Origin of the sequence: Nostoc sp. CMAA1605, assembly GCF_021596505.1 — a bacterium.
In the GTDB taxonomy this organism is placed as follows: Bacteria; Cyanobacteriota; Cyanobacteriia; order Cyanobacteriales; family Nostocaceae; genus Trichormus.
On record NZ_PJIZ01000102.1, the window covers coordinates 1 to 13,464 of the forward strand.

Consider the following 13,464-nt stretch of genomic DNA (forward strand, 5'->3'; position numbering starts at 1 on the left):
ATTTATCCCGTGTGCGTTTAGCTATTCGCTCACTACAACCACAATTGGTAGAATGGCGGCGAAAACTGCATCAAAAACCAGAGTTGGGTTTCCAAGAAAAGCTCACAGCCGAATTTATCTCTAGTAAACTGCAAGCATGGGGAATTGACCATCAAACGGGTATTGCTCAAACTGGTATAGTAGCTACCATTAGAGGTACAAAATCACCTAGTCCCCAAGTTCCAGTCCTAGCAATTCGCGCAGATATGGATGCTTTGCCCATACAGGAACTCAATGAAGTACCTTATTGTTCACAGCATGATGGTGTGATGCACGCCTGCGGACATGACGGACATACAGCGATCGCTCTCGGTACAGCTTATTATTTACAACAGCATCGCCAGGATTTTGCCGGGAGTGTGAAAATTATCTTCCAGCCAGCCGAAGAAAGTCCAGGGGGAGCAAAGCCGATGATTGAGGCGGGAGTTCTGAAAAACCCCGATGTTGACGCGATTATCGGTTTACACCTGTGGAATAATCTGCCTTTAGGGACTGTGGGAGTTCGCAGTGGCGCGCTGATGGCGGCTGTCGAATTATTTGACTGCAAAATTTTAGGTAAAGGTGGACATGGAGCAATACCCCAGCAAACAGTTGATTCTGTGGTAGTCGCTGCCCAAGTTGTCAACGCCTTACAAAGCATTGTAGCCCGGAATGTCAACCCTATTGATGCGGCTGTAGTAACTGTTGGCGCACTCCATGCAGGGACAACTCATAACGTCATCGCCGACACAGCCACCATGAAGGGAACTGTCAGGTATTTTAACCCTGCCTTACAAGGCTTTTTCCATCAACGCATCGAGCAAATCATTGCAGGTACTTGCCAAAGTTACGGCGCAAAGTATCAGTTAGAGTATTGTTCACTGTATCCCCCTGTAATTAATGATGGGAAGATAGCAGAATTAGTGCGATCGGTAGCCAAGGATTTTATCGAAACGCCTATGGGTATTGTCCCAGAATGCCAAACTATGGGCGGTGAAGATATGTCATTTTTCCTGCAAGAAGTCCCTGGTTGTTACTTCTTCTTAGGTTCTGCTAACCCAGAAAAGAATTTAGCCTATCCCCATCATCACCCCCGCTTTGATTTCGATGAAACAGCCTTGGGAATGGGTGTAGAGATATTTGTGCGCTGCGTAGAAAAGTTTTTTAGTGTTAATAGAGACTAGGGATTGGGGATTAGGGACTGGGGATTGGGAACTGGGGATTGGGGACAAGGAAGACAAGGGAAGAAAGACTAATGACTAATGACTATTGACTATTGACTATTGACTATTGACTATTGACTAAGGGGGTGAGAACCCCTAAAGCATTTATGGGTAAAAAGGTTACGATTTGATAACAAAGTTACCCGGCTTTTAAGCTGAATAATTTCACTGACAGCAAAAATCTCTAAATTAAACAAAACTTTATATTTTTTTGATTGTGTACTTACGTAAATTCATGTCATGTAATCATGACCGGAGTAAAGATTGTGACATTTGAGGTTAGTTAGCTACATCTCAAGTTAGATATGACTTTCATTTGTTACTGCTACCTTAGTAGAGTCTCTTTTCACCCTATGACAGATGTTTATCTCCGCCGACTGGTTGGGAAATAATACGGATCTTGATCAAAAAAATACAATTTGCTTTAAGAAATTCTTAACTTATGGCTAGTTCCCAACTTTCGTAGTGTACGGTAGCCCTTAGCTTAATAGCATTAGCAACAGTTTATACATTTACTGTGCTATCGTATTTTGGTTTTGGAGTTACTAACCAATATTGCATTCATGAACATAGGTCTAATATTCCTATCAAATCTGCAATTTTTTTACTGTTCACCCTGAAACTCTAGACCATTTACCATTACAGTGCTAGTTTTTTATGTCAGGAAAATTTGACATTCTTAACATTTATTTACATAATTTGGAGGTGTCTAGCGTCAAAATGGAATCAGTTCCGTATAGCAAACTACAAAATCCCTAGTGCAAGTCTAAATACTTGTCATGTTTGTTCCCCGTAACTAGTGGGAACACTATTTACGTGTAAATTTGTGAGTAAAAACCATGAGTGTGAATACGGTGTCCTCTATAAATTACTATTCTCTAGATGTAATTCAGGACGAAGCACGGCGACTGGTAGAAAAAGGAATGGTTAGCAGACAGCAGCCAATATATACACTTTGCCAATACATTCCCGCTAGAGAATGGGTTTGTGTAGAGTGTGAGTTAGAGAAGTGTGATTTCTTGTTACGCGATCGCATTGGCGACCTCATCGGTCGTGAACAATGGGATAATGACTAATCTGGGATTGTTCAATATATGATTTCAGATTTTGGGTTGGGATATGACTGGATTTGACTACACACGAATTTTGCCCACACCAAGGGATAATTTATAGTTTTGATAACTCTTTCCCTATCCATAATCTGAAAATTCCCACTATGCCTAAATTTTTTTGAGTTGGAAGTGGGTAATCCTCAGATTCACCCATTCATAAGAAATAGTTTTTGTGTAGATCCTGTTTGATAAATAGATAATTTGTATATAAAAATACCGGAGTAAATGTAAATACATAATACTCCGGTATTTTTTTATCTATATCAAGTGCAATTAATAAGTAGAACGACTTGAAAAAACCAAACTATGTGAAGTAATGTAAAAAGATTGGAATCTAGTTCGTAGTAAGGACTACCCTTCTCCTTTGGAGACGCTAACGCGAACGGGAACGCTTCGCGAACAGTCCTTATCAGAGGACTAAAGTCCTTACTACAAACCTTGAATTATTTACACCGTTCTACTTATCAGTAATAACGAATTGGTATAGGTAGTATTGTTTTGAGATTCTGGAATAGGTTGAGAATCTGGGCTTTTAATCAAAAATCCGTCTTGGAAATTCTGTAGCTTGCTTCCCGCAAAATCCAAAATCCAAAATTGGTGTTAGGTGCTGCAACCAAAAGTTAAACCACCCAGCTACTGTTTTCAGTTAGGCTGGGTGGTCACTATCATGAATTATTAACGGAGAGAGAGGGATTCGAACCCTCGTTGAAGTTGCCCCCAAACAGCATTTCCAGTGCTGCGCCTTCAACCACTCGGCCATCTCTCCAGGAGTGTCACGATTTACCATCGTAATATAAAACTCTAAAAAATGCAAAGATAAAGAGAGAAATTTTTTTTAGCCTGATTCAGAAAGTTCCACAACCAAATTCAAAGATGCCCGACACATACACAATTAAAGTACGCGATCGCGCCACTGGCCAAGAACACACCTTACAAGTTCCCGATGACCGCTACATTCTCCACACTGCCGAACATCAAGGGGTAGAGTTACCATTTTCCTGTCGTAATGGGGCTTGTACCACTTGTGCAGTCAGAGTAGTATCAGGAGAAATCTATCAGCCAGAGGCAGTAGGATTATCCCTAGAATTGCGGCGGCAAGGCTATGCTTTGTTGTGCGTGAGTTATGCTCGTTCTGACTTAGAAGTAGAAACCCAAGACGAAGATGAAGTGTATGAACTCCAATTTGGTCGCTACTTCGCCAAAGGCAGAGTTAAAGCTGGTTTACCTTTAGATGAAGACTAGTAGAGAGAGACCGAAGAAAGCAGGGGTGCAGGGGTGCAGGGGTGCAAGGGGAAAAAATTTCTATGCCCCATGCCCTATTTCCTATGCCCAATTCCTCAGCAACTGGTGGCGAAAAATCGCCATTCTCGCTTGTGTATTACTCTTAGTGGGTTGTCAAGCCAAAAATCAGACTGTGAATAACCAAACACAGGTGAGAGTGGCGCGGGTAGTGAGTGGACAAACCTTAGAAGTTGTGGGCATAGCTGAACAACCAACCTTGATTTCTCAAGTGCGGTTAATTGGTGTAGATGCGCCAGACTTGCGCCAGTATCCTTGGGGAGAAGATTCTAAGGAACTGTTAGAGAAAATGCTTGGTAACTTAGAAAAACCCGTAATGCTAGAGTTTGATGTCGAAGCCAAAGACAAAATTGGGCGCAATTTAGCATACGTTTGGAAAGATAACCAATTGTTAAACGAACAAGTGATCAAACAAGGGTATGCTTTGTTTGTAGAGCGATCGCCCAATTTCAAATATAATCAACGCCTAGACCGCGCACAACAATGGGCAAGAATCATGGGTAAAGGAATTTGGAATCCAGAACAACCCATGCGTCAGACTCCGGCGGAGTTCCGCCGTCTAAATCGTTAGGAGTGCTGAGTGCTGAGTGGTGAGTGCTGAGTAATGAGTAATGAGTAATGAGTAATGAGTAATGAGTAATGAATGCTGAGTGTTGATACCAATTCCTGACTAATGACTAATGACTAATGACTAATGACTATTGACTAATGACTAACCTACAAATTTTTCTTGATATTGCTACAGAAGCGGCTTTAGCTGCGGGTGCGGTTTTACAAGGGTACTTGGGTAAATTAGAAGATGCAATTACGGAAAAGGGTCGTCCTGGGGATCTAGTAACCGCCGCCGATAAAGCCTCTGAAGCGGTAATTTTAGAAATTTTACACCGCCATTTTCCTGAGCATTCCATTTTGGCTGAGGAATCGGGGAAGATTGGTAATCAAGATAATCAATATCTTTGGGCAATAGATCCTCTAGATGGTACGACTAACTACGCTCACCAATATCCGGCGTTTTGTGTTTCTATTGGGTTGTTAATCAATGGCAAACCCCAAGTAGGGGTCATTTATGATCCTGCTCATGATGAACTCTTCCGTGCGGCTACTGGTTTGGGTGCCACACGTAACCGTCGGGTTATCAGTGTTTCTGAGACATCCGAACTGAGTAAAAGCTTGTTGGTAACTGGGTTTGCTTATGACCGCCGTGAAACCTCAGATAATAACTATGCTGAATTTTGTCACCTTACCCATCTCACCCAAGGGGTGCGGCGTAGTGGTTCAGCAGCTTTGGATTTAGCTGCTGTTGCCTGTGGCCGTGTAGATGGTTATTGGGAACGAGGAATATCACCTTGGGATGTTGTGGCGGGAATTATTTTGTTACAGGAAGCAGGCGGTAAAGTCACTGCTTATGATGGTACACACTTCAATATTGCCTCTGGGAGAATTCTCGCAACTAACGGTTACATTCATGACAATCTTAGTGGAGCCTTAATGCAGGTTCCTCCCCTATCAGCTTGGCAATAAACATTGTCTGATAGATAAATGCTATTCACCAAAGGGAATAATAATCACAGTAGATTACTGACGTTTACCTGGGTAAGCTAAGTAGACTAGAAACCATGTCACTGCTCCTTTGGTGCTACCTGCTATATGTCTTTAAGAATAGATCGTGGATTATTTAAATTTGATTTCATAGATAATCACGCCATCTTGTGTGTTCCAGTTGACGCTGATGTCAAAGAAATCCGTAAGCGATACCTCAAAATTGCGCGCCACCTACATCCTGACAGTGGGGCAATTCATACTGAGAAAGAAAAGAAACTAGCTAATGAATTATTATCTAAATTAGTTAACCCCGCCTATGAAACTCTATCAGTAGACCGCACCCGTTCGGAATACATCATAGTGCTGTCTCAAATGGGTAAGCATATAGTGCAGGAGTCAGCTTCTGTAGAACTACATAGCGATTTAGCAAAGCAATTAGCAGCTGCTCCCAATATCGATCATGCTTATAAAAGTGCGATCGCTAAAATTGCGGAAACTCAATATGACTCTTTGCAGCAAGTGATTCCGATTATTGCCCAAATTAGTGAATTAAATTTAGTTTACTTAATGCGGAGTGCTGGTAAAGCCTTGTCTACACCCCCACCTGTAGCTCAACCCGTACAAACTACAACATCAAAACCCGAACCAGTCGAGACACCCGCACCACCACCCGCACCCAAAGAAGATCCCGTCGTTGAACAATATCTTCGTCGCGCTCAAAGCTTGATTGATAAAAATCAATTCGCTCCCGCCAAGATAGAATTACAAGAGGCATTAAAGATAGCACCAAAAAATAGTCGTTGTCACAGCATGATGGGATTTGTCTATTTAAAGCAAAATCAGCTAAAAATGGCAAAAATTCACCTAGATAATGCCTTAAAATTAGACCCCAACGATGAAACAGCACTAGCATGGAAACCGAAAATAGATAAAGCTCTGGGACAGCAAGCTACTAGTGCTAATACTAATGGAAACGCAAACGCTGTCCAAAAACAGCCAGATAAATCAAACGGTGGTTTATTTGGGGGCTTATTTGGAGGTAAGAAAAAGTAATCCCAACTCTATCTAAATATAAAATTCCCAACCCCACCGATTTATCTGTGGGGTTATTAGTCAATAGTCAATAGTCATTAGTCAATAGTCATTAGTCATTAGTCATTAGTCATTACTCATTACTCATTACTCATTACTCACCACTCACCACTCACCCCCCTTCAGCTTGATGACCCTTTTCCCATATACTTGGCTGCATAGGCGGGAAAATGTGCAGTCTGCCTGTTTGCAGAAACATGGGGCTAAGATAACGGAGGACTAATGGTGTATCAACCAGCCACAGGAGCGAGGGATTTATTACCTCTGGATGTGGCTCAAAAACGCTGGATTGAAGATAGATTACAGCAGGTGTTCCACCGTTGGGGATATCACCGAATTATTACCTCAACGTTGGAACGGATGGATACTCTGATGGCTGGGGAAGCTATTCAGCGTCAGATGGTGATTCAACTGCAAAATGCTGAGGATGAAGAGTTAGGATTGCGTCCAGAGTTGACGGCTTCTATTGCTCGTGCTGTGGCGACGCGGATGGCAGGTACTACTTACCCACAACGACTGTATTACAATGCTAATGTCTTCCGCCGCATCTGGGAAAACAGGCATAACCGTCAGCAGGAGTTTTATCAAGCTGGGGTGGAATTATTGGGTGTTGGTGGTTTGCTTGCCAATACGGAAGTATTGTTGCTAGTCCGCAATTGTTTGCAGGCGTTGGATTTGCAAGATTGGCATTTAATTTTAGGCGAAGCGGGAATCACCAGATCGTTGTTGAATGCTTTTCCAGAAAATATTCGGGGAAAAGTTCGCAGTGCGATCGCTCACCTAGATCGCATTACGATAGATACTCTACCTTTAACTGAAGAACTCCGCGATCGCGCTAGAATTATGCTCGATTTACGCGGCAATAGCGCAGATGTACTGCAAAAAGTCAGCAGTTTGGGTTTGGATGCCGACCAACAAGAGGCAGTGAATAATCTTAAATCCCTGGTAGAATTACTAGAATCAGAAGGGGAATTCCCGATTATTCTCGACCTCAGCTTAATTCAGACCATAGACTATTACACCGGCATTGTCTTTGAGATTGTCAGCAGTAGCGAATCGCAAGCGCGTGTGTTAGGTAGGGGTGGTAGGTACGACAAACTTTTGGGACTATATCATCCCCAAGGAGAAGACATTCCAGGTATCGGTTTTGTCCTCAATATCGAAGATTTGTATCAGGTATTATTGTCTACTCAACAATTACCACAATCAACTCCGGCTAGTAACTGGCTAGTAGTTCCTGAAAACCCAACTGCCAATGCGGCAGCATTTGCTTACGCGCAAAAACTACGTGATTCTACGCATTTAGTGAGAGTCGAAATAGACTTGGGTGGAAAAGATACAGAGGAGATCAGACAATACGCACGCGATCGCAGCATAGCCCAAATTGCTTGGGTTAAAGCCGACGGCACACCAACAATCGAAAGTGTAGGAGTGTAAAAAAGGAAAAAGTAAAAAGTAAAAAGGCAAAAGGGATTTAAAAAACTCTCTGCTGAGTGCCGAAGTTGAGTATTGTTTATCACTCAATCATCATTTTTTGCCTTTTGCCTTTTGCCTTTTGCCTTTATCATTGCCCTGCTAGGCTAGAAAGGGCTGATTTAAAAGAGAGGGAATCTATCAAATGCCACACACTATTGTTACTGATGTCTGTGAAGGTGTTGCTGACTGCGTAGGTGCTTGTCCAGTTGCTTGTATTCATGAAGGCCCTGGTAAAAATATCAAGGGAACTGATTGGTACTGGATTGATTTTTCCACCTGTATTGATTGTGGTATCTGTGTTCAAGTATGCCCTGTAGCTGAGGCGATTATCCCAGAAGAAAGACCTGATTTACAAAAAACTCCTTAATTTGTGATGGCTAGCTAATTTCAATTGCTAGCTATGGATTCATAGTTGGTAAGTGGTGAGAGAAACGTTAATTTCTTCGCTCTTACCAACTATGCTTGTTTTGACTATTTATCGCTAATTTGATAGTCATAGTCTGGAAAAGATGCAGATATTCTAAATATTAAATTAAGCAAATAAATTTGGGATAAATACCCTATTATATCTAATTTTTCAACTTTCTTATAGAGAAAAAATCAAAGCAGTTCATTTGATATATCATTGGAATGATTGATTTTTTAGCTGTATTACCTTATACTTAAGTGTGAGTTTATATTAATATGGCTCAGATCAAGTTTTACTCCTTTGCTGTTCCCGATTTCATTTTACCTTCCCTTCATATAGGAACTTGCCTCACTGAACTGTATTACTGTATGTAAACTAGTCAACAATATAAAATCTTACATCTACTAAGAATTGTGTAGTTATGAACCCACCTGAAGAATATATCAATAACAGTTCCACAGAGCCGGGGCAAGGGGGTTTAACTCAAGACATGAATAAGCTGCAATTACGCAGTTCCGGTCTTGCTGAAGGCAACAATCTCGAAAAAGTTAGAGAAATTCTGTTTGGAAGCCAAATTCGGGACGTGGACAAAAGATTTACCCGTCTAGAAGAACGTTTAATTACGGAAATCAATAACTTTAGAGATGAAGCTAAAAAGCGTTTAGATGCACTAGAAACATACATCAAAAAAGAAGTAGATGCTTTAACAGAAAGGGTCAAAAAAGAGCAAGTAGAACGTGAAAGCGCATTAAAAGCAATAACTGAAGAACAAAAGAGCATCAACCAATCTTTAGAGCGAAAATTCTCCCACTTTGACGAACAAAATAATCATAGTCAAAGAGAACTGCGTGAACAAATCCTCAATCAATCAAAAGAACTCCAAGAGGATATCCAGAAAAAATATGAGGAAATCTTGGTTTTATTGAAACGGGAAATGCAAGCTTTAGATAGAGATAAAACAGACCGTACTAAGCTAGCTACTTTATTTACAGAGTTAGCAGTGAGATTGAATACAGATTATAAATCTTAATTTTTTAGCTAATAGCTTGCTCAATTGATCTCAAAGTATACAAATTCCTGGAAACTATGAATGGGGAAATTAAGGGTATGAATGACTATTCCCCGAAACCAAGACAGAAAGCTAAGGCTGACGGTACAAGCAACGGTCAAATATATCGTACAAATTCCTTAAATCAGGAGCCAAAATCTAGCGATGAGTTGGCGACTATTCGGAGTTTACTCCTTGGTTTAGAACCACATCAACTTAAAAAACTTTACGAGCGATTAGACAACCCGCAAGTTTTACCAGAAGATATTAGTCGGTTACTTCCTGAAGCTGTGATTTTGCGTTCCAAGCAAGATCAACAGCTAGCAGAGTCAATGGTGACGACTGTGGAGACAGCCATTCAAACTTCTATTAAACAAGACGAAAATGTGCTTTCGGAAGCATTTTTTCCGATTATAGGTACAGCCACACGCAAGGCTGTTGCATCATTTATCGACCAAATGATGCAATCACTCAACCAAACTCTAGAACATAGTTTATCTTTAGAAAGTTTTCAATGGAGGTTAGAAGCAAAACGCACTGGTAAATCATTTGCAGAAATTGTGTTGCTGCGTACCTTAGTGTACAGAGTCGAGCAAATATTTCTCATTCATAAACAAACTGGGTTGTTACTACAACATTTAGTCGCCAAGCAAGTTCCCATTCAAGACCCCGATTTAGTGGCGGCGATGCTGACTGCAATTCGAGATTTTGTCCAAGATTCTTTTAGTGTCAAACAGCAAGACGGACTTCAAAGTTTGCAGTTTGGAGAATTGACAATTTGGATAGAAGAAGGTACACAAGCAGTATTGGCGGGAATTATTCGAGGAAATCCTCCCCAACAATTAAGGCTAGTTTTTCAAGCTGCAATTGAAAAAATTCACCTGAAACTAGGCCAAGAAATGCACGAATTTGTTGGAGAAATAGAAGTATTTCAAACCAGTCAACCCTATTTAGAAGAATGTTTAACCATCCAGAGTAAATCTGCATCATCAAAGAATTATAGATATGCCTGGACATTTTTAAGTATAGTGGCGATCGCTAGCAGTATTTGGGGATTTTTTGTCATTAGAGAACATCTACGTTGGCAAAATTATCTTCAAAAACTCAGTTCCCAGCCAGGAATAGTTGTTATTAACACTAAAAACCACAATGGTAAGCATTTCATCATCGGAATGCGTGACCCTTTAGCAATAGATCCCAATACTCTCATTTCCCAAACAGACCTCAATCCTCAAACAGTCATTAGCAATTGGCAATTTTACTTATCTTTAGACCCGCAAATATTAACCAAAAGAGCCGAAAAACTTCTTCAACCTCCAAACTGTCTCACTCAAAGTTGATAGTAATGGTATTCTCCAAGCTAGTGGCTATGCACCACATCAATGGATTATAGAAAAGAAACAAGCCTGGCGTTACATACCAGGAATTACCCAGTTTCAAGATAAAAATTTGCTGGCTAGCGAACTTCAAGAAATAGATTTATATCAACACCAAATTGAAACAACTTCTTTACTCTTTTTTGAAGATACAACTGACCTGACAGTAGGTGAAGCAGATAAACTTAAAGATGTCATTTCAGCCATACAAAAGCTGACCAAGGCGACCCAGCGTTTAAATAAAAATATTCAAATTCAAATTCGTGGGCATACTGACACTAGCGGCTCAGAGCAACATAATATATCACTTAGTCAAGCCCGCGCTCAAAAAATATTAAATTATCTTCAGCAATATGGAATTAGTCTGAGTAAATTGCAAATTGTTGCTGTTGGTGCCAGTATTCCTCTTCAACCAGAAATTAACACAGAAGCCAAAAAGCTCAACCGTCGTGTATCGTTTACAATCTCAATAAGTAATGGCAACAACTGATTTTCTCACTTATGATGCAAAAGAAAATTTGTCTTGTAGGGGCATTTGCTACAGGTAAAACTAGTTTAGTGACGCGATTTGTTCATAGTATTTTTTCTGAGAAATACTACACTACAGTAGGTGTCAAATAGATAAGAAAAGCATAAATATCCATAACGATACATTAAATTTAATTATTTGGGATCTTTATGGTGAAGATGAATTTCAAAAAGTCAGAATGTCTTATCTTAGAGGTTCTTCAGGGTATGTATTAGTAGTAGATGGAACACGCAAGAATACCTTAGAAAAAGCCTTGGAGTTGCAAAAAAAAGTAGAAGAAACACTGGGTAAAATACCCTTTATTTTAGTTTTGAATAAATGGGATATGACCAATGAATGGGAAATAGAAGATACAGAAATAGAAGCAGTTATTCAAAGAGGCTGGACTGCAATTAAAACTAGTGCTAAGAGTGGACAAGGTGTAGAAGAAATATTTCAAAATCTTGCTAATAGAATCATCACAAATAAATGCTAGATATTCCTGACGCAGTGCTTACGTATATTTTGCATTTTATTATTAAAGAGCGTTCCCTTGCTTATTTATTAGTGAGAAAAGATGGATGTTTAATGGCTTGGGGCGGTCAGTTAAATGAATATGGTATTACTAACCTTTGTCAAGGTGAACAAATAGGTCAACAAGTATTTTTTTTGGAAGGTTTATTACCAATAGATGATTCTGCCCTATTTCTCCCCTTTATTCAGACAGCTACTGACATTTGTGCAGACATCCACATTTTTCCTTCGGTAGAAGGAGATTGGGTATTGTTATTAAATAGTATTGTAGATGAAAACTATTTCTCATCCATACAACAAGAAGTTAATAACTATAGCTTGTTACAAGAAAAAATATCTAGACTAGAGTCTCAGTAAACTAGATAATTGGATCAAGTGTATTTGGCGCAATATAGTTTATGAATAGCTTGATACTAGCTGACTTATTCGCAAATTTAAACATCTTAGTTTTAGAAAGAGTTGACATTAGCTCATTCAAAATTCTTAGCAGTATACCTAGTTGGTTTAGAAGATTTTGTGACCGTAATTTTACGTATGGTATGAATATTTCAATTCCTCAAGAAGTGTTTTCTTTTCTAGAAAATTTTTTAATTGATGCAGAAGAGTTTTGGCAGCATCAGAGTGATGGTAAATTATCATCTGGACTATGGATTCAAAGAAATTTAACAGGTGAAGAAGAAGAACTAGAAGCCCATAGTCTTTCTATGAATCACCAGAAAATATTATTAATTGAACTAGCCAAAGATAAATTTCAAGATAAACATCATTTTCTGCAAACTGCTAGAGAAAATAATTTAAGTTATCAACAACTAATTAAAGAAAATCAAAAAAAAGAAGTATTAGTACATTGCATAATTCATGATATAGCAGGACAGCTAAATGCCATTAATTGTTGTTTAGCCCTACTGGAATTAGAAAATTTAACATCAAAAGGAAAAGTATATTTAGATGTAGCGACTAAGCAATCTATTAAGCAAGAAATGTTGATCAGAGATATTTTAGATGCTTTTTCTGCTGATATTCAGTCTCTAGATAATTTTATAACTGATGATTTAGAAATAGCACCGGACATTTTATTATCGGTGCAAGAGACAATAGAACTTTTTGCTTCCTCATTTACATTGAATAATAAACTGTTAAAGCTGGATGACAATATCGATATAACAGCAAATTGGCAAGTAGTAGGTGAACAGTCACGCTTAGATAGAATAATTGCCAATTTTATAGAAAATGCCTACCGTCACAGCCCACCAGCATCTACAGTAACAATTGGCTTACAAGCAGAACAAGAAACTATTCTGCTCACCGTAGATGATGAAGGTGATGGTGTTCCAGCTATGATGGTAGGGAAGTTATTTCAAAAGTTTTCTCAAGGACAATATAAATCGGGTAGAGCTGGAATTGGGCTGTATTTTTGTCGTATTACTATTGAGCGTTGGGGTGGTAGTATTGGTTATCTACCTCGTCCCGAAGGAGGTTCTAGGTTTTGGTTTAGGTTGCCAAAACCAACGAGAAGATAGAAGTTAAAAAAGTGTTTTTAAAGTAAATTAAGTAGATAAAATTATTATTAATTATAATTAAGTTTGCTTGTAAATATTTTGATAGTCTGTTTTAAGGCTAACCGCATCTAAAAGAATTAATTGCGATCGCCATCTTACCGTCTCATTTTGGTATCAGTTTAGACAGATTTGGTTACAGAATACGAAATATACGCAAATGTGAAAGCGGAAGCTGCTACGGGGAAGACAAAAATTGCTGCAAAGAAGACAAAATAGAGAAATTTTGGCCTTGCTACTTAATAAAATTTCTCCCCCTGCTTCCCCTGCT

At 39.4% G+C, this 13,464-nt stretch carries 13 protein-coding genes, 1 tRNA gene and 1 pseudogene; 14 read left to right on the forward strand and 1 reads right to left on the reverse strand.

The window, feature by feature from the left end; translation table 11 throughout:
- Both CV014_RS24880 and CV014_RS24885 read left to right on the forward strand, forming a co-directional pair.
- On the forward strand, positions 1–1,202 hold a 1,202-nt coding region (locus CV014_RS24880; protein WP_236144472.1), incomplete at its 5' end, for a M20 family metallopeptidase.
- Between the two features lie 878 nt (positions 1,203–2,080).
- Positions 2,081–2,317, forward strand: a complete 237-nt coding sequence (locus CV014_RS24885; RefSeq protein ID WP_067771501.1) for a DUF4327 family protein — start codon at positions 2,081–2,083, stop codon at positions 2,315–2,317.
- Positions 2,318–3,032: 715 nt separating this feature from the next.
- Here the strand turns inward: CV014_RS24885 and CV014_RS24890 are convergent.
- A tRNA-Ser gene (locus CV014_RS24890) sits at positions 3,033–3,119 on the reverse strand.
- A gap of 107 nt (positions 3,120–3,226) precedes the next feature.
- Here CV014_RS24890 and CV014_RS24895 point away from each other — a divergent pair.
- The 12 genes and pseudogenes from CV014_RS24895 (at position 3,227) to CV014_RS24945 (ending at position 13,157) form a co-directional block, all read left to right on the forward strand.
- The gene (locus CV014_RS24895) at positions 3,227–3,595 is read left to right on the forward strand and encodes a 2Fe-2S iron-sulfur cluster-binding protein (RefSeq protein ID WP_236144473.1); all 369 of its coding nucleotides are present in this window, start codon (positions 3,227–3,229) and stop codon (positions 3,593–3,595) included.
- Positions 3,585–4,223: a thermonuclease family protein gene (locus tag CV014_RS24900; RefSeq protein WP_236144474.1), complete on the forward strand. Its 639-nt coding sequence runs from the start codon at positions 3,585–3,587 to the stop codon at positions 4,221–4,223. Before CV014_RS24895 ends, CV014_RS24900 begins: the two co-directional genes overlap by 11 nt.
- A gap of 137 nt (positions 4,224–4,360) precedes the next feature.
- The gene (locus CV014_RS24905; protein WP_236144475.1) at positions 4,361–5,173 is read left to right on the forward strand and encodes an inositol monophosphatase family protein; all 813 of its coding nucleotides are present in this window, start codon (positions 4,361–4,363) and stop codon (positions 5,171–5,173) included.
- Between the two features lie 126 nt (positions 5,174–5,299).
- On the forward strand, positions 5,300–6,247 hold the full coding sequence (locus CV014_RS24910) for a J domain-containing protein (protein WP_236144476.1): 948 nt from the start codon (positions 5,300–5,302) through the stop codon (positions 6,245–6,247).
- 261 nt (positions 6,248–6,508) lie between these two features.
- Entirely contained in the window at positions 6,509–7,723 is a 1,215-nt protein-coding gene (locus tag CV014_RS24915) for an ATP phosphoribosyltransferase regulatory subunit (protein ID WP_236144477.1), read from the forward strand.
- 181 nt (positions 7,724–7,904) lie between these two features.
- Positions 7,905–8,129, forward strand: a complete 225-nt coding sequence (locus tag CV014_RS24920; RefSeq protein WP_236144478.1) for an indolepyruvate ferredoxin oxidoreductase subunit alpha — start codon at positions 7,905–7,907, stop codon at positions 8,127–8,129.
- A 463-nt stretch (positions 8,130–8,592) separates the two neighbouring features.
- Positions 8,593–9,201: a hypothetical protein gene (locus CV014_RS24925; protein ID WP_236144479.1), complete on the forward strand. Its 609-nt coding sequence runs from the start codon at positions 8,593–8,595 to the stop codon at positions 9,199–9,201.
- Between the two features lie 77 nt (positions 9,202–9,278).
- On the forward strand, positions 9,279–10,559 hold the full coding sequence (locus tag CV014_RS24930; protein ID WP_329608439.1) for an OmpA family protein: 1,281 nt from the start codon (positions 9,279–9,281) through the stop codon (positions 10,557–10,559).
- A 109-nt stretch (positions 10,560–10,668) separates the two neighbouring features.
- A complete protein-coding gene (locus tag CV014_RS30505) occupies positions 10,669–11,085 on the forward strand; it encodes an OmpA family protein (protein WP_329608440.1) in 417 nt (138 codons plus the stop codon).
- An 11-nt stretch (positions 11,086–11,096) separates the two neighbouring features.
- Positions 11,097–11,599 (forward strand): annotated as a pseudogene (locus CV014_RS24935) (Rab family GTPase).
- Positions 11,593–11,994 carry a hypothetical protein gene (locus CV014_RS24940; protein ID WP_236144480.1) on the forward strand — a complete coding sequence of 134 codons (402 nt, stop codon included), beginning with the start codon at positions 11,593–11,595 and terminating at the stop codon, positions 11,992–11,994. The pseudogene CV014_RS24935 and the gene CV014_RS24940 overlap by 7 nt, the downstream one beginning before the upstream one ends.
- Positions 11,995–12,035: 41 nt before the next feature.
- Positions 12,036–13,157, forward strand: a complete 1,122-nt coding sequence (locus CV014_RS24945; RefSeq protein WP_236144481.1) for a sensor histidine kinase — start codon at positions 12,036–12,038, stop codon at positions 13,155–13,157.
- Positions 13,158–13,464: the final 307 nt, after the last annotated feature.

Excerpts from the sequence above, each read along its gene's own strand:
- CV014_RS24945 (WP_236144481.1), top strand. The coding sequence starts at position 12,036 with ATGAATAGCTTGATACTAGCTGACTTATTCGCAAATTTAAACATCTTA.
- CV014_RS24895 (WP_236144473.1), top strand. The coding sequence starts at position 3,227 with ATGCCCGACACATACACAATTAAAGTACGCGATCGCGCCACTGGCCAA.
- CV014_RS24925 (WP_236144479.1), top strand. The coding sequence starts at position 8,593 with ATGAACCCACCTGAAGAATATATCAATAACAGTTCCACAGAGCCGGGG.
- CV014_RS24905 (WP_236144475.1), top strand. The coding sequence starts at position 4,361 with ATGACTAACCTACAAATTTTTCTTGATATTGCTACAGAAGCGGCTTTA.
- CV014_RS24900 (WP_236144474.1), top strand. The coding sequence starts at position 3,585 with ATGAAGACTAGTAGAGAGAGACCGAAGAAAGCAGGGGTGCAGGGGTGC.
- CV014_RS24910 (WP_236144476.1), top strand. The coding sequence starts at position 5,300 with ATGTCTTTAAGAATAGATCGTGGATTATTTAAATTTGATTTCATAGAT.
- CV014_RS24885 (WP_067771501.1), top strand. The coding sequence starts at position 2,081 with ATGAGTGTGAATACGGTGTCCTCTATAAATTACTATTCTCTAGATGTA.
- CV014_RS24915 (WP_236144477.1), top strand. The coding sequence starts at position 6,509 with ATGGTGTATCAACCAGCCACAGGAGCGAGGGATTTATTACCTCTGGAT.
- CV014_RS24920 (WP_236144478.1), top strand. The coding sequence starts at position 7,905 with ATGCCACACACTATTGTTACTGATGTCTGTGAAGGTGTTGCTGACTGC.
- CV014_RS24930 (WP_329608439.1), top strand. The coding sequence starts at position 9,279 with ATGAATGACTATTCCCCGAAACCAAGACAGAAAGCTAAGGCTGACGGT.
- CV014_RS24940 (WP_236144480.1), top strand. The coding sequence starts at position 11,593 with ATGCTAGATATTCCTGACGCAGTGCTTACGTATATTTTGCATTTTATT.